The organism is Nocardioides albertanoniae (genome assembly GCF_006716315.1).
Classification (GTDB): domain Bacteria; phylum Actinomycetota; class Actinomycetes; order Propionibacteriales; family Nocardioidaceae; genus Nocardioides; species Nocardioides albertanoniae.
Window position 1 is genome coordinate 4,461,913 of the sequence record NZ_VFOV01000001.1, and the last position, 22,349, is coordinate 4,484,261.

At 66.1% G+C, this 22,349-nt stretch carries 22 protein-coding genes and 2 pseudogenes; 12 read left to right on the forward strand and 12 right to left on the reverse strand.

Annotated features, from left to right (window positions below):
• Nucleotides 1-50 precede the first annotated feature (50 nt).
• The 6 genes from FB381_RS21370 to FB381_RS21395 all read left to right on the forward strand — a co-directional run bounded on the left by FB381_RS21370 (nucleotide 51) and on the right by FB381_RS21395 (nucleotide 7,410).
• Entirely contained in the window at nucleotides 51-554 is a 504-nt protein-coding gene (locus FB381_RS21370) for a cupin domain-containing protein (protein ID WP_141782148.1), read from the forward strand.
• On the forward strand, nucleotides 551-1,468 hold the full coding sequence (locus FB381_RS21375; RefSeq protein ID WP_141782149.1) for an acyl-CoA thioesterase: 918 nt from the start codon (nucleotides 551-553) through the stop codon (nucleotides 1,466-1,468). Before FB381_RS21370 ends, FB381_RS21375 begins: the two co-directional genes overlap by 4 nt.
• Complete coding sequence (locus tag FB381_RS21380) at nucleotides 1,465-3,108, forward strand: AMP-binding protein (RefSeq protein ID WP_141782150.1); 1,644 nt, start codon at nucleotides 1,465-1,467, stop codon at nucleotides 3,106-3,108. The genes FB381_RS21375 and FB381_RS21380 overlap by 4 nt, the downstream gene beginning before the upstream one ends.
• A gap of 11 nt (nucleotides 3,109-3,119) precedes the next feature.
• On the forward strand, nucleotides 3,120-5,477 hold the full coding sequence (locus FB381_RS21385) for a bifunctional salicylyl-CoA 5-hydroxylase/oxidoreductase (protein WP_246088248.1): 2,358 nt from the start codon (nucleotides 3,120-3,122) through the stop codon (nucleotides 5,475-5,477).
• Nucleotides 5,474-6,313, forward strand: coding sequence for a PaaX family transcriptional regulator (locus FB381_RS21390; RefSeq protein ID WP_246088249.1), 840 nt, complete (start codon nucleotides 5,474-5,476; stop codon nucleotides 6,311-6,313). The genes FB381_RS21385 and FB381_RS21390 overlap by 4 nt, the downstream gene beginning before the upstream one ends.
• A 110-nt stretch (nucleotides 6,314-6,423) precedes the next feature.
• Nucleotides 6,424-7,410 carry a bile acid:sodium symporter family protein gene (locus tag FB381_RS21395; protein WP_141782153.1) on the forward strand — a complete coding sequence of 329 codons (987 nt, stop codon included), beginning with the start codon at nucleotides 6,424-6,426 and terminating at the stop codon, nucleotides 7,408-7,410.
• Here FB381_RS21395 and FB381_RS24360 read toward each other — a convergent pair.
• Nucleotides 7,326-7,595, reverse strand: a complete 270-nt coding sequence (locus tag FB381_RS24360; RefSeq protein WP_246088250.1) for a hypothetical protein — start codon at nucleotides 7,593-7,595, stop codon at nucleotides 7,326-7,328. The genes FB381_RS21395 and FB381_RS24360 overlap by 85 nt on opposite strands.
• 72 nt (nucleotides 7,596-7,667) lie before the next feature.
• Here FB381_RS24360 and FB381_RS24365 point away from each other — a divergent pair.
• A pseudogene (locus FB381_RS24365) lies at nucleotides 7,668-7,853 on the forward strand (response regulator transcription factor); the annotation flags it as partial.
• A 27-nt stretch (nucleotides 7,854-7,880) separates the two neighbouring features.
• Here the strand turns inward: FB381_RS24365 and FB381_RS21405 are convergent.
• The 3 genes from FB381_RS21405 to FB381_RS21415 form a co-directional block, all read right to left on the reverse strand.
• Nucleotides 7,881-8,351, reverse strand: a complete 471-nt coding sequence (locus FB381_RS21405; protein ID WP_141782155.1) for a VOC family protein — start codon at nucleotides 8,349-8,351, stop codon at nucleotides 7,881-7,883.
• A gap of 49 nt (nucleotides 8,352-8,400) precedes the next feature.
• A complete protein-coding gene (locus tag FB381_RS21410; RefSeq protein WP_141782156.1) occupies nucleotides 8,401-8,793 on the reverse strand; it encodes a helix-turn-helix transcriptional regulator in 393 nt (130 codons plus the stop codon).
• Between the two features lie 497 nt (nucleotides 8,794-9,290).
• Nucleotides 9,291-10,586, reverse strand: a complete 1,296-nt coding sequence (locus tag FB381_RS21415) for a hypothetical protein (protein WP_141782157.1) — start codon at nucleotides 10,584-10,586, stop codon at nucleotides 9,291-9,293.
• Between the two features lie 1,020 nt (nucleotides 10,587-11,606).
• Between FB381_RS21415 and FB381_RS21420 the strand changes: the two genes are divergently transcribed.
• Together FB381_RS21420 and FB381_RS23990 are read left to right on the forward strand one after the other, a co-directional pair.
• On the forward strand, nucleotides 11,607-13,187 hold the full coding sequence (locus FB381_RS21420; protein ID WP_141782158.1) for a DUF262 domain-containing protein: 1,581 nt from the start codon (nucleotides 11,607-11,609) through the stop codon (nucleotides 13,185-13,187).
• 42 nt (nucleotides 13,188-13,229) lie between these two features.
• Entirely contained in the window at nucleotides 13,230-13,937 is a 708-nt protein-coding gene (locus FB381_RS23990; protein ID WP_170225266.1) for a hypothetical protein, read from the forward strand.
• Between the two features lie 46 nt (nucleotides 13,938-13,983).
• Here the strand turns inward: FB381_RS23990 and FB381_RS21430 are convergent, their stop codons facing one another.
• Nucleotides 13,984-14,454 carry a hypothetical protein gene (locus FB381_RS21430; RefSeq protein WP_141782160.1) on the reverse strand — a complete coding sequence of 157 codons (471 nt, stop codon included), beginning with the start codon at nucleotides 14,452-14,454 and terminating at the stop codon, nucleotides 13,984-13,986.
• 88 nt (nucleotides 14,455-14,542) lie between these two features.
• Between FB381_RS21430 and FB381_RS21435 the strand changes: the two genes are divergently transcribed.
• Together FB381_RS21435 and FB381_RS21440 are read left to right on the forward strand one after the other, a co-directional pair.
• Nucleotides 14,543-15,388 (forward strand): hypothetical protein, encoded by an 846-nt coding sequence (locus FB381_RS21435; protein ID WP_141782161.1) that lies wholly within the window; start codon nucleotides 14,543-14,545, stop codon nucleotides 15,386-15,388.
• 384 nt (nucleotides 15,389-15,772) lie between these two features.
• Nucleotides 15,773-16,639 carry a tyrosine-type recombinase/integrase gene (locus tag FB381_RS21440; RefSeq protein ID WP_141782162.1) on the forward strand — a complete coding sequence of 289 codons (867 nt, stop codon included), beginning with the start codon at nucleotides 15,773-15,775 and terminating at the stop codon, nucleotides 16,637-16,639.
• Nucleotides 16,640-16,922: 283 nt separating this feature from the next.
• Here the strand turns inward: FB381_RS21440 and FB381_RS21445 are convergent, their stop codons facing one another.
• From FB381_RS21445 to FB381_RS21455, 4 genes and pseudogenes are all read right to left on the reverse strand, one after another.
• On the reverse strand, nucleotides 16,923-17,699 hold the full coding sequence (locus FB381_RS21445; RefSeq protein WP_211352508.1) for a nucleotidyl transferase AbiEii/AbiGii toxin family protein: 777 nt from the start codon (nucleotides 17,697-17,699) through the stop codon (nucleotides 16,923-16,925).
• Nucleotides 17,700-17,824: 125 nt separating this feature from the next.
• Entirely contained in the window at nucleotides 17,825-18,202 is a 378-nt protein-coding gene (locus FB381_RS24370; protein ID WP_246088252.1) for a type IV toxin-antitoxin system AbiEi family antitoxin domain-containing protein, read from the reverse strand.
• 87 nt (nucleotides 18,203-18,289) lie between these two features.
• Nucleotides 18,290-18,469: pseudogene (locus tag FB381_RS24545) on the reverse strand (type IV toxin-antitoxin system AbiEi family antitoxin domain-containing protein); the annotation flags it as partial.
• Nucleotides 18,470-18,472: 3 nt separating this feature from the next.
• The gene (locus tag FB381_RS21455; RefSeq protein WP_141782163.1) at nucleotides 18,473-19,558 is read right to left on the reverse strand and encodes a tyrosine-type recombinase/integrase; all 1,086 of its coding nucleotides are present in this window, start codon (nucleotides 19,556-19,558) and stop codon (nucleotides 18,473-18,475) included.
• Between FB381_RS21455 and FB381_RS24505 the strand changes: the two genes are divergently transcribed.
• Nucleotides 19,533-20,021, forward strand: coding sequence for a TetR/AcrR family transcriptional regulator (locus tag FB381_RS24505; protein ID WP_141782164.1), 489 nt, complete (start codon nucleotides 19,533-19,535; stop codon nucleotides 20,019-20,021). The two genes, FB381_RS21455 and FB381_RS24505, sit on opposite strands and share 26 nt — an antisense overlap.
• A gap of 209 nt (nucleotides 20,022-20,230) precedes the next feature.
• Here FB381_RS24505 and FB381_RS21465 read toward each other — a convergent pair whose 3' ends face one another.
• From FB381_RS21465 to FB381_RS21475, 3 genes are read right to left on the reverse strand one after another with little or no spacing between them, the layout of a single operon-like run.
• Complete coding sequence (locus tag FB381_RS21465; RefSeq protein WP_008362680.1) at nucleotides 20,231-21,250, reverse strand: ABC transporter ATP-binding protein; 1,020 nt, start codon at nucleotides 21,248-21,250, stop codon at nucleotides 20,231-20,233.
• A gap of 32 nt (nucleotides 21,251-21,282) precedes the next feature.
• Complete coding sequence (locus FB381_RS21470; protein WP_008362682.1) at nucleotides 21,283-21,867, reverse strand: hypothetical protein; 585 nt, start codon at nucleotides 21,865-21,867, stop codon at nucleotides 21,283-21,285.
• Nucleotides 21,864-22,349, reverse strand: coding sequence for a hypothetical protein (locus FB381_RS21475; protein WP_008362685.1), 486 nt, complete (start codon nucleotides 22,347-22,349; stop codon nucleotides 21,864-21,866). Before FB381_RS21475 ends, FB381_RS21470 begins: the two co-directional genes overlap by 4 nt.

Consider the following 22,349-nt stretch of genomic DNA (forward strand, 5'->3'; position numbering starts at 1 on the left):
GAAACACGCAGACCCCATGGGACCGCACCTCCCCTGCAGACAGGACCACCATGGATCCGAACAGCAGCCACGCCGTCGACAACAGCGACGACAACGACGGCACGACGTACACGACGTACGCGACCGAAGGCGGGCTCGTCGTGCCGGTCGTGACCCGCGCCGGCTCCGAGCCCGACCGCACCGGCCAGAGCGAGGGCGCGACCCGCGTGAGCGGGATCAGCATCCAGCACACACCGGCCACGAGGCTCTGGTTCGGCAAGGTGCACAACCTGGCCGGCTACCGCTCGGTGCCTCATCACCACGGCGAGGCCGAGACGGGTGGCTACGTGCTCTCGGGCCGCGCCCGGATCTACTTCGGCGAGAAGTTCGAGGACTACCTCGACATGTCGGAGGGCGACTGGGTGTTCGTGCCGCCGTTCCTGCCCCACGTCGAGTGCAACCTCGACCGCAACAACCCGCTCACCTGGATGACCACCCGCACGCCCGACAACATCGTGGTCAACCTCCCGCAGGTCGACGACGCCGACCTCCGCGACTGGACGGAGCGGCCATGACCACGACCGCGACCCAGGAGACGAGCGCGATCTTCACCGACGCCGTCACCCTCGAGGTGTGCGAGCCGGAGCTCTTCGACCTCGCCTTCGCCGCGACCACCCAGCCCTGCCCGTGGCCGAAGGCGTACGGCGGCGACATGGTCGCCCAGGCTCTCGTCGCCGCCTCCCGGTCGGTGACCGACGGCAAGTCGATGCACTCGATGCACTCCTACTTCATGCGGCCGGTCGACATCGGGGCCGAGGTGCGCTACGAGGTCGAGGTGCTCCGCGACGGTCGCGGCTACAGCACCCGGCAGGTGCGCGGCTTCCAGAACGGCAAGCCCGTCTACGTGTGCCTGGCGAGCTTCGCCGCCGGCGCGCCCGGCGGCAGCTTCCAGGCGACGATGCCGCCCGACATCCCCGGACCCGAGACCCTGCCGACGTCGGCGGACTACCTCGCCGACCGCTCCGGCGGCACCATGACCGAGACCTCGAAGGCCTACTGGTCCGGTGGCCGCAGCTTCGACATGCGACACCTCCCCGGGCCCGTCTACCTGAGCGTCGAGGGCGAGCGAGCTCCCCACCAGGCCCTCTGGGTGAAGCCGTACGACCCGCTCCGGCCCGTCGCAGGACTCACCGACGAGCAGCGCGACACCGCGGCCCTCGCGTACGTCTGCGACTACACGATCCTCGAGCCGGCACTCCGGGTGCTCGGGCTGGCCTGGGCCGACGAAGGCCTGGTCACCGCGAGCCTCGATCACGCGATGTGGTTCCACCGGCCGGTCACGATGGGCGACTGGCTGCTCTACGCCCAGGACGCGGTCTCGGTCGAGCACGGCCGCGGCACGGCCGTCGGTCGCTTCTTCACCACCGACGGCGTGCTCGTCGCGACCGTCGTGCAAGAGGGCATGATCCGCGAAGGAGCCTCGGCATGATCACCTCGGGTGCGACCGGCTACACCGACACCTTCGCCCGCGACCACCTGCCACCGGCCGACCAGTGGCCGACGCTGGAGTTCACGACCCCGCTGCTGGACTATCCCGACCGGCTCAACGCGGCCACCGAGCTCATCGACGTACCCACAGCACTGCACGGAGCGGACCGGCCGGCCCTGCGCACCCCCGACGGCACGACCTGGACCTACGGCGAGCTGCAGACCCGCGCAAACCAGATCGCGCACGTCCTGGTCGACGACCTCGGCCTGGTCACCGGCAACCGGGTGCTGCTGCGCTCACCGAACAACCCGTGGACCGTGGCGGCCTGGCTCGGGGTGCTCAAGGCCGGCGGCATCGTGGTGACCACGATGGCGGCGCTGCGGGCGACCGAGCTGACCCCGATCGTCGAGAAGACCCGGCCGGCGATCGCCCTCGTCGACCACCGCTTCGTCGACGACGTCCACGCGGTCAGGGACGCGAGCGCGCCCGGGCTCACCGTGGTCACCTTCGGCGGCGACGCCGACGACGATCTGACCAGACGAGTGCTCACCAAGGCGGCCGACTTCGCCGCCGCCGACACCGCGGCCGACGACGTCGCACTCTTCAGCCCGACCTCGGGCACGACCGGCGTACCCAAGGTCACCACCCACTTCCACCGCGACATCTTGTCGATCGACAACACCTTCGGGCGTACGACGCTGCGGCTCGAGCCGGACGACCTGGTCGCCTGCACGGCTCCGTTCGCGTTCACCTTCGGCCTCGGCATGCTGGTCGTCTTCGCCCTCCGGGCCGGTGCCTGCGCGCTGCTCACCGAGAAGGTGACGCCGGTCGAGCTCGCCGACCTGGTCGCCGAGCACGGCGTCACCGCGCTGGCGACCGCGCCGACGGCCTACAAGCAGATCCTCAAGTCGGGTCGGATCGGACGGCTCGGCGGCCTGCGGGTCGCGGTCACCGCCGGCGAGCACATGCCCCAGGCCACCTGGGAGGAGCTCGAGCGCGAGCTCGGGCTGCGGGTGATCGACGGCATCGGCGCCACCGAGATGCTCCACATCTTCATCTCCGCGGCCGGCGACGACATCCGCCCCGGGGCGACCGGGCGGCCCGTGCCCGGATTCCGAGCCACGATCCTCGACGCCGACGGCAGCGAGGTCGGCCCGGGAGTCGAGGGCCGGCTCGCGGTGATCGGCCCCGTCGGCTGTCGCTACCTCGACGACGAGCGCCAGCGCGGCTACGTCGTCAACGGCTGGAACATCACCGGCGACACCTTCCTCCGCGACGACGACGGCTACTTCTTCTACCGCTCGCGCACCGACAACATGATCGTCTCCTCGGGCTACAACATCGGCGGACCGGAGGTCGAGGAGGCGCTCGGCACCCATCCCGACGTGGTCGAGTCGGGCGTCGTCGGCCGGCCCGATGCCGACCGCGGCGCGGTCGTCTGCGCGTTCGTGGTGCTCCGCGACGGTGTCAGCGGCGACGACGCGAAGGCGGAGGAGCTGCAACAGCACGTCAAGGAGCGGCTGGCTGCCTACAAGCGCCCCCGCGACATCCGCTTCATCCCCGCGCTGCCGCGCAACACCAGCGGAAAGCTGCAGCACTTCAAGCTGCGTCAGATCGTCGAGTCGGAGGGCTCTGCATGAGGATCGGGATCGTGGGGGGCGGTCCCGGCGGGCTCTACTTCGCCACCCTGATGAAGAGCCTCGACCCCGGTCACGAGATCACCCTCTGGGAGCGCAACGCCCCCGACGACACCTTCGGCTTCGGAGTCGTCTTCTCCGACGAGACCCTCGGCAGCATCGAGGGTGCCGACCAGGTCGTGCACGACCGGATGGAGCAACGCTTCGCGCGCTGGACCGACATCGACGTCACCGTCACCGACCGGGAGGGTCGCCGCGACTCGTTCACCGTCGGCGGTCAGGGGTTCGCCGCGATGGGACGCAAGGAGCTGCTGCAGATCCTGCAGCAGCGAGCCGTCGAGCTCGGCGTCACCATCCACTTCCGCACCGAGGCGCCCGACCCGGACGAGCTCCGCGCGGCGTACGACCTGGTGCTGGCCGCCGACGGGGTCCACTCGCGGATCCGCACGAAGTACGCCGACCGGTTCGGCCCCAGCCTGGACCACCGGAAGAACACGTACATCTGGTTCGGCACCGACCTGGTCTTCGAGGCGTTCCAGTTCTTCGTCAAGCAGACGCGGTGGGGCACGATGCAGATCCACGGCTACCCCTACTCCGAGCGCGGTTCGACCTTCATCGTGGAGATGCACGAGGACGTGTGGCGCCGCGCCGGCCTCGACGGTGCCGAGAGCCAGGTCGACCGGATCGCCGAGATCTTCGCCGACGAGCTGCGCGGGCACGCGATCCTGACCAACAGCTCCCGGTGGACCAGCTTCCAGACCGTACGCAACGAGCACTGGCACGACGGCAACGTGGTGCTGCTCGGCGACGCCGCCCACACCGCTCACTTCTCGATCGGGTCGGGCACCAAGCTCGCGATGGAGGACGCCCTCGCCCTCGCCGCCTGCCTCCACGAGCACGCCGGTCTCGACGAGGCGCTCGAGGCCTACCAGAGCGAGCGCAAGCCGGTCGTGGAGTCGACGCAGCGCGCGGCCCAGGCCTCGCTGGAGTGGTTCGAGAACATCGGCATGTACGCCGACCAGGAGCCCGCCCAGTTCGTCTTCAACCTGCTGACCCGGTCGCGCCGGATCACCTTCGCGAACCTCGAGGAGCGCGACGCCGACTTCGCCGCCCGGATGGAGGCGGAGTTCGCCCGCCACCAAGGTGCCGGCGAGGTGCGGCCGGCGATGTTCCAGCCCGTACGCATCGGCGAGCTCGACCTGAAGAACCGGGTCATGCTCTCGCCGATGGACATGTACGCCGCGACCGACGGCGTCCCCGACGAGTTCCACCTCGTGCATCTCGGCTCCAAGGCGCTCGGCGGCGCCGGCCTGGTGATGACCGAGATGACCTGCGTCTCCCCGGAGGGCCGGATCACGCCCGGCTGCCCGGGACTGTGGAACGACGAGCAGCGCGACGCGTGGCGTACGGTCACCGACTTCGTGCATGCCAGGTCCACCGCCAAGATCGGCGTGCAGCTGGGCCACTCCGGCCGCAAGGGCTCGACGAGGCTGATGTGGGAGGGGATGGACGAGCCGCTGACCTCGGGCAACTGGGAGGTCATCGGCCCCTCGCCGCTCCCCTACGGCGACGGCTGCCACGTGCCACGCGAGGCGACGCGCGCCGACCTCGACCAGGTGGTCGCCGACTTCGTCGCGGCCGCGCGGCGCGCCGTCGACGCCGGGTTCGACCTGGTGGAGGTGCACGCGGCCCACGGCTACCTGCTCAGCTCGTTCCTCTCGCCTATCGCCAACCACCGCGACGACGACTACGGCGGCCCCTTGGACAACCGGCTCCGGTTCCCCCTCGAGGTCTTCGACGCCGTACGGGCCGCGGTGCCGTCGCGTATCCCCGTGACCGTGCGGATCTCCGCGACCGACTGGATGCCCGACGGCAACACCGACGACGACGCCGTGGAGATCGCCCGCGCCTTCGTCGGTCACGGAGCGGCCGCCGTCGACGTCTCCTCCGGCCAGGTGAGCAAGGACGAGAAGCCGGACTTCGGTCGCTCCTACCAGACCCCGTTCGCCGACAAGATCCGCCACCTGGTCGCCGAGCCCGCCGGCGCGAAGGTGATCGCGGTGGGCGCGATCTCGTCCTACGACGACGTCAACTCGATCCTGCTCGCCGGCCGTGCCGACCTCTGCGCGCTCGGCCGCACCCATCTCTTCGACCCCAGCTGGACGCTGCACGCCGCGGCCGAGCAGGACTATCACGGCGAGGCGGCCGACTGGCCGGTGTCGTGGGCGGCCGGGCAGCGCAAGCCGCCGACCGCGCGCAGCGACAAGATCCCGCCGCGGCTGCAGCTGCTCAGGGACGGCGCGCCCGAGCAGGTCCACGTGAGATGGGTGCGCGGGGAGCCTAGGGAGAGTCCGGCAGAATGCCGCGGGTGACGAAGGCCGAGCCGACGACCCAGCAGCACCGACGTTCGCGCACCACCGTGGTGACCTTCCTCGGCGCCGTCGTGCGACCGCTCGGTGACTGGATGCCGATCGCCGGCGCTGTCGACCTCCTCGCCCAGGCCGGGCTCGACGCGCCGTCCGTACGCACCGCGGTGCACCGGCTCAAGCGCAACGGCTGGCTCACCTCGGAGTCGCGCGGCGGCATCCGTGGATACGCGCTCACCTCGACGGCCCTGACCACGCTCGCCGCGGGCGACGAGGTCATCTGGCACGCCCGCAAGCCCGCCGACCTCGCCGATGGCTGGTGCATCGTGAACTTCGGCGTGCCCGAGGCGATGCGCGCCAAGCGGCACCAGCTGCGGGCACACCTCTCCCACCTGGGCTTCGGCAACGTCGGCACCGCCCTGTGGATCGCCCCCGCGCGGATGCGCGAGGCGGCCGAGCGGGCGGTGACCGAGCTCGGGCTCGAGTCGTACGCCGCGATCTTCGTCGGCGGCTACCACGGCACCCAGGACCTCACCGAGCTCGTCTACAGCAGCTGGGACCTCGCCGCGATCGACCAGAGCTATCGCGACTTCATCGCCGCCCACAGCGACCTCGCCGACCGGCTGGAGAGCGAGGCGCCCTCCGGCCGGCACGCCTTCACCACCTATCTCGACATCGTCGGCCGGTGGCGCAAGCTGCCGTTCCGCGACCCCGGCCTGCCCCACGAGGTGCTCGCCCCGGGCTGGAGCGCGCCCGCCGCGGCAGCGCTCTTCGAGCGGCTGGTCGCGGCGCTGGAGAAGCCGGCGCTCACGCACGCGAACGCGCACTGGCCGGCCGGCTGAGCGCCGGCGGCGTACGTCGCTCCATCCTCGTTTCCGGCCTCGCTCTCAGCGCCGTTTCAGAGGGCAGAACCGTCCGCAGGAGGCGGCGCCGGACTGTCTACGATGCGACCATGAACACAGTGCGACAGGTCAGCGCGTTCGTCGGGCGATGGTTCGCCCTGATCGTGCTCGCCGCCGGTGCGATCGCGCTGGCCACGCCGAGCACCTTCGACGGCTGGGCCGGGGCCGTGCCGGTGCTCCTGCAGATCATCATGCTCGGGATGGGCATGACGCTGCGGCCCGTCGACTTCGCGATCATCGGCCGGCGGCCGTGGGCCCTGCTGCTGGGCGTCGCGACCCAGTTCACGGTGATGCCGCTGCTCGGCTGGGGCATCGCGCACGCGCTCGATCTCTCCCCGGTGCTCACCGCGGGCATGATCCTGGTGGGCTGCGCGCCGGGCGGCACCGCGTCGAACGTGATGGTGTTCCTCGCCCGCGGAGACACGGCGCTCTCGGTGGCGATGACGTCGGTCTCGACGCTGCTCGCGCCCCTGCTGACGCCCCTGCTCGTGCTGCTGCTGGTCGGTGAGGACCTGCCCGTCTCGGCCAGCGACCTGTTCGTCTCGATCGTGAAGATCGTGCTCGTGCCGGTGCTGATCGGGCTCGTGCTCCGGCTGCTCCTGCCGAAGCTCGTCGAACGGGTCGTCGACGTGCTGCCGCTGGTCTCGGTCGTGGGCATCACCGCGGTCGTGCTGGCCGTCGTGGCCGGCAGCGCCTCCACGCTGGTCTCGGTCGGCCTGCTCGTCGTGCTCGCCGTGGTGCTCCACAACGTCGCCGGCCTCACGCTCGGATACGCGGTCGGGCGCGTGTGCGGCATGCCGGTCACGAGCCGGCGCGCGATCAGCATCGAGGTCGGCATGCAGAACTCCGGGCTGGCCGCAGCGCTGGCCACCGTCCACTTCGCACCCGCGGCCGCCCTGCCCGCAGCGATCTTCTCGGTGTGGCACAACGTGAGCGGCTCGACCCTGGCGAGCTACTGGTCGCGGCGCCCGGTGGAGAGCGAGGCGGTCGCGACCGCTGCCTCCGACGACGCGCCCTCCGACGACCGCCGGCGGTAGTAGCTCATCGTGAGCGCTGCGAGCAGCGGACCCCACGCGAGCAGCGGCAGGTAGCACACGGCCACGAGGGCCTTGGTCCACGGCGAGGAGAAGTAGTCGAAGAAGTCGCCGAACGGCGCCCGACCGATCGCAACCGTCCACAGCACGGTGAGCGTCACCGCCCCGAGCATCGCCGGCACGGCCACGACCAGCGGGTGGACCGACCGCCCGCTCAGGCCGGGCACCCATCCGGGCACCCGCTCGCCCCACGGGCGCACGAGCGCGAGATCGTCCGCGAGGTCGCCAGCGGCGCGACGAACGCGGAGATCGCCGCCCGCCTCTTCCTCGGCGAGGCCACCGTCAAGACCCACGTCGGCCGGATCCTGTCGAAGCTGCGGCTGCGCGACCGCGTCCAGATCGTCGTGCTCGCCTACGAGAGCGGAATGGTCCGCCCGCAGCGCTGAGCTGTGCCAACCCGGGCGGCACACGGTTCAGCCCTCGCCGCGATCGCCGGCGCCGGGAAGGTCAGCCACCTCGGGCTTGTCGGCCTTGAACCGGATCATGTTGCCCGCCGGGTCACGGAACGCGCAGTCGCGCACGCCGTAGAACTGGTCGGCGGGCTCCTGGAGCACCTCGGCGCCCGTCGACCGGATGTGCTCGAAAACGGCGTCGACATCGTCGACGTCGAAGATCAGCGCGGAGAGAAGGCCCTTGGCCATCAGGTCGCCGAGCGCCTCCCGGTCGGCGTCCGACATCGGGAATCCGGAGCCGATCTTGGAGATGGTGATCTCGACGTCCGGCTGGCTGGGGGCGCAGACCGTGAGCCAGCGGAAGTCACCGTTGGTGACATCCGTCTTCACCTGGAGCCCGACCGCGTCGCGGTAGAACGCGAGCGCGGCGTCCGGGTCATCGACCATGACGAAACAGTTGTTGAGAGATATGGATCTGGTTGCTGTGTTCATGCCGGTGACGCTACCGACGGGCGCCGGCTCGATGCTTCTCCGAAAATGATCACCTTCGGTGCGGGCGGGTCACCTGCTTGGAGATGCAACCGGGGATACCGGCGAGGTCAGCATGGTCCAGCCTCCGATAGGCGCTCGGCGACATCCCGACCAGCTCGGAGAACCGTTCGCTGAACGATCCGAGCGACGTACACCCGACGGCCATGCAGACCTCGGTCACGCTCTGCTCCCCCAGCCGCAACAACGACATCGCCCGCTCCACCCGCCGCGTCATCAACCAGGAGTAAGGCGTCTCGCCGAACGCCTCCTTGAACCGCCGCTGGAAGTGCCCGACCGACATGTACGCCTCGCCCGCGAGCCGCTGCAGGTCCAGCGGCTCCGCGTACTCCCGGTCGATCAGGTCGCGCACCCGCCGCAGCCGCACGATCTCCTCGCGATCCATGACGACAGTCTGTCAGGAATGCCCGCCGGGCAAGAATGGATTGGTTCGTCTGAACGTCTCGGGAGGAATCAGGGCGACCTTCCCCCGGAACGGCAGCACCAAATCCAGAGAACCCCGCCTGACCTTCCGCGTTTCCGCAGATCAGACGGGGTTCTTGTTGGTGGAGCTGAGGGGATTCGAACCCCTGGCCTTCTCATTGCGAAGGCATGTCGTCCCAGCATCATGCGCTTACAAGGGGCATCAGACGTTGCATCTGTTGCACCACATTCCACCCTCGGGGGGAATCCGGGGGGAACACATCGACCAGGCAGGCAGGTCACCCATCGGTTCCCGTGGAGCCTAATGATGGGTCATCGCCGATCGCTCTCGTCCTCGTCGGAAGCGTCCGACTGCTCCCTGCCTGGTTCATCCTGTTCGCTTGCGTAGCCGAACCGTCGCATGATTCCGAAACCATGATTGATCCCATCGGTGGCGACAACGGCGGGCCAGCATGCTCGCTAGGGGCGGTCTTCGCTGATGAACTGGCGGACCGGTTCGCGCCAGTCGCCGTACTCCACCGGGACCACGAACTCGCCGTAGATCAGGTCATCCATGTTGGAGGCTGACACTCGATACGTGCAGAGGATCTCCGATGGCGGATCGTTCTCATCTCCGACAAGCACAACCAACGCCACCTCGCGTGGTTCAGTCTCGAAAACCTCGTGCGGCCGGAGTACTCGCACGTCGATCGTCAACACCGCTGGCCTCGCCTGCTTGACCCGGATCTCACGGTCTGCATCGCTGCTCGCTGACGACCGCCATACCTGCGCCATTTCCGCATCGGACGGCATCACCGGCAGAGGCTGGGGCTCAGCGGTCTTCCACGGGATCGGTGTTTCTGGGAACAGGTTCGGATCGTCGTCACTACACCAGCCCGCAGTGATGTTGCCGTCGAACTTCACCTCGATCTGGACCTCTTGCAGGTACGTCTTCATCTTGTTGCAGACTTCGATCTGGATCCCTGGACTAATGGCAGCTGCGATCGCCACCAGACCTTTGGCCGGCTGAATCCGGGCATTGCGCTCCCAGAGATCGACCCCTGTTGCGAGAATGCGGCGAGGCGTGGGAAACGCCTTGTCGTGTTGTCGCATCTGCCGTGCGCGGCGAACAATGGCCTCATCAAGCACGTCTAGGTCGACTCCAACCGCCTCCACGCGACCAACGACAGCGACCGCGACTCCACCAGCTTTCGATGCCTGAGCCATCTGCTTGAGACGCAGGAACATCGCGTGCTTCTCGTTGCCAGTGGCCGCCCGAGTTTCACCATCGACCCGCAGATATATCTCTCCGTTTCGGAGCCTCGTGGCAGACTCATCCTCACCATCAGCTCGGCACGCCCAAATGTCACCCGTTGGCGGCCACACGTCGACGACGATCACGTCCCGACTACCCTCGAGCGGAATCCGATCGAATCCCCACCGCGGGCCGTCCGTGCCAATCCACGCAGTCACATCGTGGTGGAGGTCCTTGGCTTCGAAGCCCTCAATGCCCGTCGCCGCCCCATGCGCCGCTCCGAGAACCATCAAGGCGTGGCCCTCGAAGTAGCCATCAGCAACGGCGGGCTCGCGGTTCGCTGCTCCCAGAATGAACTTGGCGACCTTCCCTCGCCCAGCCTTGCGGGTGAGATCCACGTCGGACTTGACCTCCAAGAAGTGGCGCTCAATCCGGTCGTCTGTGCTCATGACGTACTCAAGAAGCGCCAGCCTCTCGATCTCGCCGCTGGGGCGTTGGCGCAGGTCGAACTCGGTCACCATGGACCTATTCGACCCCATCGGTCGCGCCGCCGCAGGCTAAACCTTGGTAGTGGTGCCGAGCTGTCACAGGTTTCGGGCTCGAGGCGGTGGAGTCGACCTCGCAAGGGGTGCAGCGGCAGCCACCGGTCATCAGGACGTGCGCGGCGGCCGACGCTCGACGGGAGCGCGTTGTGGCGGCGCGTTCCACGCGAACGGCTGCGGGAGATCCAGTTGTGCTGCGTCTCACGAGATGCATGCACTATCTTGCTGGGCAGGAAGCGCTACACGAGAGGGTCGGCAAGCGATGGGTAGGGGTTCACCACTCGAGTCGGCGCGAGCTCTCAAGACGGCGCTTGGTGCCTGGAGCTTGGCCTCCTTACTGCTCTCCGTTGTCCTCGTCGGGGTCGACTATTTCGTTACGGACAAATTCTGGAGCCTTGCGCTCTCCTCGCTAGCGTCTGCCGGGTTTTCGATCGTGGGCGCCCTTCTCATTACTGAGCTCATCCTAAAGCCGCTGTATGTTCGCGACGTTCTCCAGACCGCCAACCTTAGTTCCGAGGTTCACCACGCAGGCATCAAAGGCGTGCGTGGCTTGTCCGAGGTTGACTGGCGTCAAGCCTGCGTCGGCGAGTTGCCAATATCGGTTGCCGTTGGCAACGAACACTTGCTTAGGGGTGGCCCTTGGCCGGCCATTCTTGAGGCTAGTCGGGCAAAAAAGAGGACGGTCAAGATACATGTGTTGGACGGACCTTCCGCTGAGCCGCTAGCACAAAGCCTCGAGAGTCAGTGGCGGTCTAATGGGTGCAAGGAGAAGGGATCTGAGATCGTCGTAGTTCCACACGATCGAATCACACAAGGGTTGATACTCCAATGCGGAGAATGGATCGTTGCCTCGCTTGCCGATGATCCAGGTAACGACACCCCCCTTTTTATTGTATTCTCGTCTGACTCACGAGAATCTGTGGTCACCTCGCTGAAGCGTGGAATTGACCGCCTTGATGAATCGGATTCAGTGCCACTTGCCGGAGCGGGAGCATAGACATGGCGAAAAGGACGATCATCGATGACCCCGACCTGCTAGAGATCCTCGAAGGCATTTCAAAGGGCGAAGTGGCTCTGCCGAACTTCCAGCGCGATTTCGACTGGTCCGACAGCGATATTCGGGCATTACTAGCAACAGTCTTGAATGGTTGGCCCATGGGGAGTCTGTTACTCGTTGAGGGAAACCCGGAGAACCAGAACTTCTATTCGCCTCGGCGCTTTGAGTTTGCGCCAGAACTTGTCGGCGTTCCAAATATGATCGTATTAGACGGACAACAACGCCTTACTTCGCTGTATGCCGCGCTGTATGACCAGAGCGATTCGGTACATGCCGTGAGCCTTGGCCAGAAATTACAGTGGGGCGACATCGACTCAGTGGATGGCGCGCTTAGAACATTCAAGCGATCAGTATGGGATCGGCACTACGCAACTCCGAAAGAGCAGTTTGAGGGCGGGTACCTCCCTGTTAGCGCCTTGCGCTCATCTACTCGATTCTTTGATTGGCGAGACGCTGCGGCGCCAGACGAAGCTGTCACAAAGCAGCTCACAGAGATGTATCGAGAACACCTCTCTGGCCTCTACAGATATCGGATGCCAGCACTCTACATCGCTAAGGGCACTCACCCTGCCGCGGTCGCTAGGATCTTTGAACGGGTCAACAAGACCGGACAGCAGCTTGGCGCATTCGACTTGATGGTCGCCAAGTCATTCACGCCCGAATTCAACTTGCGAGTCAAATGGGAAGAGGCCCGCAACTTTCATCCAGAATTGGGCCGATTCTATGGCGATGATGGTTTAGCCCCACTGCAGGTGATCACACTGCGGGCGCACGAGGACGTGAGGGCGTCCGCAGTGTTGACGCTGACACCGTCCATCATTCATGACCTCTGGGATTCAGCGGTCGAGGCCTTAGCAAAAGCCGTTCGCTTCTCATTCCATGAACTTGGCGTCCTAAAGCAAGAATTTCTTCCATATAACAGCCTCATGGTAGTTCTGGCCGCTCATATCTGGTCACGCGAAATCGACCATGCCGAAGTACTTAAGATGAAGCGGTGGTTCTGGACGTCCTGCCTAACGTCGCGCTACGCGGTTGGATCTAACACCGTCGCACAGGCGGACTACAAACAGTTGAGCCATCAAGGCGATGCATTCGCAGGGAGTAGCATCAATCTGGATTGGACAGTCTTCCGCGACGCGACGAAGCAGTCTGCTGGCGCAATACACCGCGCCTGGCTGTGCACCCTGGGCGCGTCAGTGGAGCAGTCACGCCAGGATGCAGACGTCGTACTCCCCACGCCCCGTAGTCTGATTCCCAGAGGATCAAGCGACAAGTCCACCGTAGCGCCGCCACATCTGCTCACCCTGAGTTTTGTCTTGGCGTCTGAGCACTCCGAGGACCTTGCGCGACAGTTTCTTTCCCGCGACGAGATAGAAGCCGCGTCGGGAGACCTCGCCACGTCGCTAGACGAGTTCCTTCGGGCGCGTTTGAATAGGGCCGCCGAGTTTATCGCCTCGGAGTGTCAACTTCCGGTGAGAGTGGTTTCTGACCTGGAAGACGAACTCACCGGTCGAGGCGACTAGGTTTGGCCTAGTTCGATGTCGATAGGTCAACTGCTCCCCGTAGTGGTCGGCGCCCTGATCGCGCTCGCCGGCTCCCTCATGGTTCAACTCCTCCTCGTCCCGCACGTCGAGACCCGACGGCGACATGACGAGCGTTGGGAGCAAGCCGTCCTGGACCTTGGCCATGCGCTCGTCTTCGACGAGAGCCCGTCCGGCTTGCGGCATGCGGTCAAGGCCATCTACGAAGCCGTGCACCCACCGGGGGGTGCGACTCTGAGCCGTGAGCAGATCGCAGCGCGACTCACGACCGAACAGATCAGCGATCTAAAGGAGGCCATCCAGGCTTTCGTCGAGTCTCTGACGCGTTCCCGGTGGCTTGCCGATCGAGTCATATTTCGCCCATCAGCTGAACGGCGCATGCAGCAGGCGCGCCTTTATCTTTTCAAACACTTCGAGCATTCCTATCTGCTCCTCGGCATTGCCCAGCACGCTCTCGCAGAGAGAATCGACGCGAGATTGCAGATTTCACTCCCCGACTACGCCGAGGGCACCGGTTCCCTGCAGGACATCCTTGCCCCAGGGCGCTCGTACTCGGTGAACGAGGTGAACGAGGCCTACGCATCGCTGGTCGAGAACCGCGCACGCCTTGTCACAGCACTCGAGGACATGATCAACACAGAACCTCCACGCAGAGTTGGCCCCATCCGCAAGATTTCGCACCGTGCGTCCAGGTCCCTCCGCACGAGGCGCCAAGAACCGGGCAGCACCTAGTCTCGCCCGTGCAGGCCGCTCGAACATGAGGTTGGGGGCCGGACTACTACTGCGGTTCGTCGACCAGTAGGTCGCGGGCGTTAGCATCTATCTTCCCTTGGAATCGTCCGTGCCCACAGAGCGCGTAAGGGATGCACGCCGTCGGGTCAACGTCCTGGGCCGTGGCCGCCTTCCGAACATCGTCCGGGCTAACCGGGTAGATCACCGTCTCGCCTGGTTCCAGGCGCTTAGGCAGGCGGTCGATGCGGACGGCAGGCTCCGTAAGAATCATCACGCCGCCCTTCGGGATCTCAAAGCCCAGAGCAGTCACGGTTGTTGCGGTCCGTCCTTTGTTGGTGGCCTCGATTGCGACAAACCATTGATCGCTGGTCAGGAAGTCCGCAAACACGAATGAGGTCGCCTTGACTTGCAAGCGCGCACCGGTATGCCTCCACGAGTAGACATTCCAAAACACATTGCCCACCGCCACCAGGGCCGCGAAACTGCCGATGATCAGGCTGAGAGTTGTCTTGTCCACGCCCCAAGCCTCGCACTAGCCCTCGAGCAACTCCCACCAAACCGAAAAGCCGTACCACAATTGCCCGGCTTGCTGACAGCATCGCAGAGTGACCGATGACAGCCTTGGCCCGGATCCGGAGACAGCCCGCCGTCTCGAGGAGTTGGCCCTTAAGCGATGGCCCGAGGTTGTCGCTGGTATCGATGCCGCGGTGGCGCGCTTTGAGGACCAGGCGCTCACCGCGCGATTCGGTACGCCGCTGGCAGCCGATGACCGCAAGGCCAACCCGTTCCACACCAGCCATGTGATCCAGATGCTGCTCAGCGCCGGCATTGACAACCTCAACGGCATTCGACATCTCATCTGGGGACGCCCGCCTGAGAGCTCCGACCGGCCGGTACTCCATCAGGCGACGCACTTCGTGCTTGCACGAGCGGCGATCGAAGACTTCGCGACTGCGCTCTGGATCCTCGGCCCTTCATCGAGACCCGTCAGGGTCGAACGGACACTGCGGTGGCACGTACAGAACATCCAAGACCGGAGCCGGGCCATCGAGGTGCTGGGTGTCACGCAGCATTCCGGGGAGGACAGACTGAAGCGACTGGAGGAGATCGCCGAGCGGTCGCTTGGTGCCGTTCCTCCAAAATTTCGCGGCCGCGGCTTCACCGCCACAGAGGTGGTGAAGTATGCCGACGCGACCAACCCTGAAGGAGGCAACCAAGAACTCTCGACAGAGTTCCTTTGGCGTCTTTGTTCTGGATTCACCCACGGCCGGTTCTGGTCCAGTCTCTTGTTCCTAGAGCAAGAACACCTCGCGACTGACGACCCTGACGTGATCTCAGTCCGGATGACCAGTGACCTCACACGCGCGTTGTGGCCGACCAAGGAAGCCATGCACCTGTTGGAGCGACTCCTTAAATTGCACAACCAGCGGAACACCCCACACTTTCCCTGAGCTTCGCCTCGCCCTCTAGTCAACTCAGTCGGCCCGACTGTCACGATCAAGGCACTTGGGGCTGAAGAAGGCCCGCCTCGTGATCATCAGCGAGGGCGCCCATGCCCGCTTGGCGGCAGAGCTATGAGGACGGCGGACGGCTGTCGGCTTCTCGGATGTGCGCGGCATTGACCCACGACTGCGTAACGTGCGCTTTCAGACCGTGGCCGGTGGAGTACGTCGACGCGTACATGACCCACCCCTCCCACTCGCCCTGGTGGCTCTTCTGCCACATCAGCAAGATGCCGGGGCTCGAGTGGTATCCCCACGCGCCAGTCACGTCAACCCAGACGTGTATAGGTGTCGCCTCGCGCATGACACCATGTTAGAACGCTTGTTCGATCAATGCCCCGTTCCCTCGCAGCCCTTCAGATCGGCAGCGTCACCGAACGCGAGGTCTCGCGCGCACTGGTGTCACTGCTCCGCAGCGGGCTCGCCGAGAAGTCAGTCAAGCGATACCGCGCCTCCCTGTCGTCCTTCTTCGCCTGGGCAGTGCGCGAGCGCATGGTCCAGCACAACCCTGTAACCCCAACCAGGGTGCCCAAGGCGAGCGAGGTCGAGACGGAAATGCAGCCGTTCAGCGAGACCGAGTTGGAAACTCTCGTCGCAGACGCCGCCCAGCTCGCCTCCCGCGATTCGGTGAGCCTGATCCGCGCCACGGACAGGGCCCGCGACCTGGCCCGGCTCGCGGACATTCTGTTGGTCGCGGGTTGGACCGGGCTTCGGTGGTCTGAACTGCGCGAAGTGAGAGTTAGCGACATCGCGCTGCAGCCGATTCCGGGCATCTACGTGCGGCGCGCCGCCCCTGAAGGAGGCGAGGCCAAACGAACCAAGTCGGGCAAGTCGAGGTTCGTCCCGCTCGCCGATCGGGTACTCCCAACCGTCATGGGGCTCATGGCCGGGCGCACTAGCCGAGACCTGGTCTTCGTAACCGCCACTGGGCATCGACTGCACGCGAGCGCCGTCAAGCGTGCCGTCGATTGGGAACTCATCTCGCATGGCCGGCGGATCCACGATCTGCGGCACACCGCTGCCTGTCTTTGGCTCGCAAAGGGTGTCCCCGCAACGACGGTGCAGGCATGGATGGGGCATGCGTCGATCGCCACGACGAACATCTACTTGCACCACCTCGGAACCGTCGCCGACGAGGCTGGATTGGCCCGCCTGAACGGCGCGGGGGGAATCCGGGGGGAATCTTCGCCGGAACGGTAAGACTAAACACAAAGAACCCCGTCTGATCACTTGCGTTTCCGCAGATCAGACGGGGTTCTGGCTTGTGGAGCTGAGGGGATTCGAACCCCTGGCCTTCTCTTGGTGCCTGGCGCCCTTCGCCGGGTGCCGCATCTCTCGTGGTTTCTCGACCAGTTTCTGAGAAACCACCGTTTGACCTGGGCGAACATCCGTCATCGTTTTCGATGACGAGGTCGACATTACCTCATCTCCTCGCCCGATCTCGGGGTCTCTCGACAGGGTTTTCGCGGAGTATTCGCGGAGTTCAGGACCACGTCCGGGCCTCCGCCCGCCACTGCGCAGCGCCGGGGGTGCCGGCACTCAGCACCGGGTCGGCGAACCGGACCGCCGTCTCCACGACTTCCTCGAATGTCGCGGGGAGATGCTCGCCATCGGCGCCGAGCCCGCGTCGATACGCGACGTACGCTGAGGCCCGGACCTTCACGAGGTCACCGATCGCCTCAGACAGCGATCTGACGACGACCCCTCGAAAGTTCATGGTGGCCGCCACTGCCGCGCTCACCTCGGCACCGTCGAGGTCATGGGTCGTGACCAGGGTGTAGATGTCGGCCCAGTCCCGCACTCTTGTGCTCGCCGGCCCGAGGTCGATCGCGGTCGAGATCTTCTCCGCCAGCACGGTCGCGATCGGATACCCCAATATCCGCACCGGCGGTGCGCCGGGTCGCAGCGCAGGCAGCTCGACGACTGATGGCTCCGGTGTCACTGGATCTCCGAAGTTGATGTCCAGCTTGAGCTTCAGCTGCGCCGTGCCCAGCGTCGCGTCCATGGTCACGCGGACACCGGAGTAGAGCGCGTCGTCTCGGATCATCGCCGTCTTGACGGTCTCGGTCAGGTAAACCACTCCGTCGTCCGGGTCGGCCAGACCTGCGATCTCGACCACCCGGGCCGCGACGGCGCTCTCGTCGGCCGGCATGTTCCGAGCCAAAGCGTCCGCATCGGTGGTCGGGCGCCGACTCCCGAAGCTCGCCAGGAGCATCCCGCCCTTGAGGACGAAGTCACCGGCGTATGGCGATGCGCTCATCCGGGCCAGCCATCGCTCCACGACGTACATCGTCAACAGGTCCTGGGTACGCCTGCGCTCCCGCCGAGCTCGGTTCTGCAGATCCAAGTAGGCGCGCCCGGCCGCCGACTCTCGCGTCGGCCGACTCATCGTGCCCCCGCGATGTCGAGTGCCAACCGCACCGGCCCGACGACCCCGAGGGCGTTGGCGTACTCCAGCACCCGCCCCGGCTTCGCTCCTGGCGATTCCAAGTACCTGTTGAGCACCGTGTGCGCCACCGGCTCGCCGAGTCGGTGCCGCAGGCGCATCAGGTCCACCACTGTCCGAGCGGGATCGTAGATTCGCGTGAACTCGTCCGGCGCGACCTCCAATTGCGAGAGTCCGAGCTCGAAGGTCTCAGCATCGAACCGAAACACCGTCGTCGGCGGGAAGGTGATGCGGGCCAGGTTTCGCCCGGACGCGATCGCGATCTGGACCGCAGGTTCCATCTCGTCACTGAGACCGTGGGCCACCGCAGCGCTCACGCAGCACACGATCGCGTGCGGAGCCCTCATGCCGACGGCCAACAGGTCAGGGAACGAGGGCTCCGGCGCTGCCGCGTTACGAAACACACCTCGCGAGAGCTCGATGACATCGCCATCGTCCCGCCATCGATACAGGTCCCGCGGATGCGCCCCTGCTCGCAGGGCCGCTCGTGTCGTGAACGTCACTGGAAGTGACTCCAATCCCACCATGGATAAAAACCATACACTCTCGCAGGGAGAGTGAGTGGTTTTTATCCATGGTTGCATGGCTCAATGCAAGACACCCGCCAGCATTGACGTTTCGCAAAGCGACCACATCGTGCGCGTTACGAACGCGAACCGGTCACAGCCCAGGTGGCGGCTGGAAGTGGCGTGCAGCGCTTGGGCTGGTCGGATGTAGCGGTCGATGAGGATGTCGATGCGTCGGTGCCTGGCCTGGGCGGCGATCCGGTCGATGCCGACGCCGGCCATGGCGGCGGTGGTGGCGTGTCCTGCGCGCAGCGAGTGAGCCGTGATGCGGCCGGTCAGCCCGGCGGCCTCGGCGTAGCGCTTGACGACACTCGTGACGACGTTGCCGGAGATCGGTTGGAGCGGCGGAGCGCCGTTGCGGAAGCTGGTGAAGACCGGGCCCTGCCCGGGTCCTCGATGGGCGAGCCAGGCGTCGAGGGCCGTGATCGGGTCGGTGTCGCGGTGGCGGCCCGGTGCGATCCCGACGACCTGCCCGCGAGCATCGGGGTCGGTCTTCGAGCGGCGCAGGCGGAGCAACAGTCCGCCGGGCTTGGGTTCGAGGTCGGCGAGTGTGAGGTTCGCGAGCTCGGAGCGGCGCAGCGCGCCGGCGAAGCCGAGCAGGATGACCGCGGCGTCTCGCGCACCAACCGGGCTGTCACGGTCGATGGCGGCGAGGAGCTGGCCGATCTCTTCGGGGCCGACTGGATGGGCGGGTCGGCGTGGCGCGGTCCCAAGGATGCGGTGCAGGCCGCGGCGTACCTGGCGAACGGCTACGGTCGCGGTGGGATCGGTCAGGTCGCGACATCGGTGGTGGTAGCCGATCGCGGAGCAAGCCAGGTCGACAGTCGCGGCCGAGAGCCCGTCAGCGGCTGTCTCGGCGAGGTAGGCGCACACCGCGACCGGGTCGGCGCCCCGACGGCCGGCGCCGGGACCCTCCTCGCCGAGCGGAGCGATGCCGCGGTGCGTGCACCAGCGTTCCCATCGGCGCCAGGCGGAGGCGTAGACGGTGCGGGTGGTCGCAGCGTGGGTGGCGGTGATCGCGGCGGCGATCCGCTCGACGTCCTCCGCGGTGAGCGGCGTACCGCGGTGAGGATAGGAGTCGATGAGCACTGGAGACGTTGAGTTCATCGCGCGGTTCTACCCACGCGACCCGACGCACCCGGCCTCAACTCGAGCGCACTGGCCCATCGAGCGGGTGCTGGCGCGAAAAGTGCGAGTACTTGCGGGGCGAAAGCGGCGGTGCGCCGACACCGGGCGGGGATGGTTCTGCGAATTCAGGTGCCCGCCGGCAACAGCGGTCCCGCGTCCAACGCGGCCCTGCGCGCCACGAGGTTTCGCCGAGACAAGCCCGGGCGATGTCGCCGATGAGGCACGGGGCACGCGCGTCGTGCTCTACAGGTATTTCGACTCCAAGGCAGAGCTGTGTCGGACCATCCTGGATCGGGCGCGTGAGCGGCTGGCCGAACACGTGGGCACCGATGACTTCGAGGACGATGCGATTCCCGCGCTGCTCGATGCAGCCGCCGAGGGTCTCGATGCTTTCGCCTGCTGTTTCGCTCCGCCAACCGCGAACGCGAGTTCCGAGGTCTGACCGACAGTCTCAGGCAGCGATGTGGCTACCGGGATGGTCGTGGCCCATCGCGGCAATGGTGGCCGTGCCTCGATGTGATTCGGGCGAAGCAGCAGTATGAGATGCCGCCTGCAGCGGAAACCATGGCCGACTGTGCCAACAGTTGAGCGATCAGTCCAACCCGGTCTCGCTGCGACAAGAACCGCTAGAAACGTCGGCGGCGAGCGTTTCTACGTGAACAACTCGCCAGACGTCCCTGCTACGGACGGTCGCGACGACTCCATCTGAAGTACACGAGCGCCAGATAAGGCCTGTGTCTCGTCGGGCTGGAACGACCCCGGCGGCGGGGTGACACCGTTCTCGCGGCACCAGGCGCCCGGCGGACGCTGGTACTTGCGTGGGATGCCGTTGGACGGCTCGAGCTGCATCGGGATCGGCGGGAGCGGCGGCAGGCCCATGTCCTTCTCGGCGGCCAGCTCGTCGGCGTCCTTCTCCTCCGACATGCCGATCGGGCCGATCGTCTGGGCGTTGAGGAACTGCCGCACGACGGGCTCCTCGGAGCTCAGCAGCATCTCGCGGGGTCCGTACATGGCCAGGTGCTTGTGGTAGAGCAGGCCGATGTTGTCCGGCACCGTACGCGTCGAGTTGATGTCGTGGGTGACGATCAGGAAGGTCGCGTCGATCTGCGCGTTCAGGTCGATGAAGAGCTGGTTGATGAACGCCGTACGCACCGGGTCCAGACCGGAGTCGGGCTCGTCGATCAGCAGGATCTCGGGGTCGAGGACCAGAGCGCGCGCCAGACCGGCACGCTTGCGCATACCACCGGAGATCTCGCCGGGAAGCTTGTTCTCGGCGCCGATGAGACCGACCAGGTCCATCTTCTCCATGACGATGTTGCGAATCTCGGACTCGCTCTTCTTCGTGTGCTCACGAAGGGGGAACGCGACGTTGTCGAACAGGTCCATCGAACCGAACATGGCGCCGTCCTGGAACAGCACGCCGAACAGCTTGCGGACCTCGTAGAGGTCTCGCTCCGAACAGCTGGCGATGTCGACGCCCTCGATGACCACCGAGCCCGTGTCGGGCTTGATCAGACCGATCAGCGTCTTCAGGAGCACGGACTTACCCGTGCCGGACGGGCCGAGCATCACGCTGATCTCGCCCGCAGGCAGCGTCAGCGTGACATCCTTCCAGATGAGCTGCTTACCAAAGCTCTTGGTCAGCCCTTCGATCTTTACGTCTACACCCATACCAATGCCTCCACTCGCGGGTTGTCGTCCGGTCAGCGGGGCGTGAGCCCAGCCACCTTCCAGCCGTTGCCGACCCTTTGCATCTTCACCTCGACGCGCGATGCACTGACGCTGGGCTCGGCTCCAGGCGCGATCGTGGTCTGCGTGATGAAGACCAGGACCGTGACCCGCGGCCCGGCGACCTCGACGACGCCTGCCCCGGAGAGGGTCGCCTTCGTGGAGATCTGTTTCTGGGTCGCTGCCTTGGCGACAGGGCCTTCGAGCAGCTTGGTGTAGTCGGTGCGAAACCGGCCGGTGGTCTGGTTCTTGGACCGGTCGAGGTCTGCTTCGAGCGTGCGGTGGTCGTAGCTCAGCAGGACGGGCACCCGGCTCTTGGCCGTGGCGAGCGCATCGGTTCGGTCCCGAGCGCGGTCCGAGGCGTGACCGGCGAGCGCGGCGAAGGTTATCGCCGCGGCCAGTCCGACGATCACGAGCAGCACGACCGCCCAGCGCAGCAGTCTTCCCCCCAGGTCGAGCCGGAGCCGACCGGATTCGGGCGGTCGCGACTTGTCCACGTGCTCGTCCACCTCGGTCTCTTCTGAGAGGGCTGTTGGCATCTCGGTCTCATCGATGGTCACGGGATGAACTCCAGTCCGGATACGAGCCAGCGGCCCTCGACGTTCCGCATCTCGACCTTGACCCGGTAGTCACGTTGCTGTGGTGCCTTCGTGCCCGAGTTCGACACCGTGCCGGTCGCCGCGATGTACACCGTCGCCTGCTCGTCGGTCGAGCGCGCCACACCGGCCGAGACGACCTCGCCCTCGGCGTCGACCTTGTTGGCCTTCAGCGCCTTCTGCAGCGCACTTGCCTGCTGCTTCAGGTCGCTGCGGAAGGAGGCGGTCGCGCCGTCGAGAAGGGACTCGAAGGCCGCCTCCGAGTCCTCTGCGCTGACCGAGATCAGTCGGGTGACCTCGGTGGAAGCCGCCGAGACGGCCGCCGCTCGCTGATGCTCCGCGCTTACGTCCTCGCGCCAGGACCAAGCGCGCTGCCCGGCGAACACGAGCAGCCCGATGCCTAGCACCAGCAGGAGCACGAAGGTCCTTGTGGAGAGTCTGGACAT

Coding starts and splice junctions, on each gene's coding strand:
- FB381_RS21370 (WP_141782148.1), top strand. CDS start 51: ATGGATCCGAACAGCAGCCACGCCGTCGACAACAGCGACGACAACGAC.
- FB381_RS21375 (WP_141782149.1), top strand. CDS start 551: ATGACCACGACCGCGACCCAGGAGACGAGCGCGATCTTCACCGACGCC.
- FB381_RS21380 (WP_141782150.1), top strand. CDS start 1,465: ATGATCACCTCGGGTGCGACCGGCTACACCGACACCTTCGCCCGCGAC.
- FB381_RS21395 (WP_141782153.1), top strand. CDS start 6,424: ATGAACACAGTGCGACAGGTCAGCGCGTTCGTCGGGCGATGGTTCGCC.
- FB381_RS21405 (WP_141782155.1), bottom strand. CDS start 8,351: ATGAACACAGCAACCAGATCCATATCTCTCAACAACTGTTTCGTCATG.
- FB381_RS21410 (WP_141782156.1), bottom strand. CDS start 8,793: ATGGATCGCGAGGAGATCGTGCGGCTGCGGCGGGTGCGCGACCTGATC.
- FB381_RS21415 (WP_141782157.1), bottom strand. CDS start 10,586: ATGGTGACCGAGTTCGACCTGCGCCAACGCCCCAGCGGCGAGATCGAG.
- FB381_RS21420 (WP_141782158.1), top strand. CDS start 11,607: ATGGCGAAAAGGACGATCATCGATGACCCCGACCTGCTAGAGATCCTC.
- FB381_RS21440 (WP_141782162.1), top strand. CDS start 15,773: ATGCCCCGTTCCCTCGCAGCCCTTCAGATCGGCAGCGTCACCGAACGC.
- FB381_RS21445 (WP_211352508.1), bottom strand. CDS start 17,699: ATGAGCGCATCGCCATACGCCGGTGACTTCGTCCTCAAGGGCGGGATG.
- FB381_RS24505 (WP_141782164.1), top strand. CDS start 19,533: ATGAGCACTGGAGACGTTGAGTTCATCGCGCGGTTCTACCCACGCGAC.
- FB381_RS21455 (WP_141782163.1), bottom strand. CDS start 19,558: ATGAACTCAACGTCTCCAGTGCTCATCGACTCCTATCCTCACCGCGGT.
- FB381_RS21465 (WP_008362680.1), bottom strand. CDS start 21,250: ATGGGTGTAGACGTAAAGATCGAAGGGCTGACCAAGAGCTTTGGTAAG.
- FB381_RS21475 (WP_008362685.1), bottom strand. CDS start 22,349: ATGTCCAGACTCTCCACAAGGACCTTCGTGCTCCTGCTGGTGCTAGGC.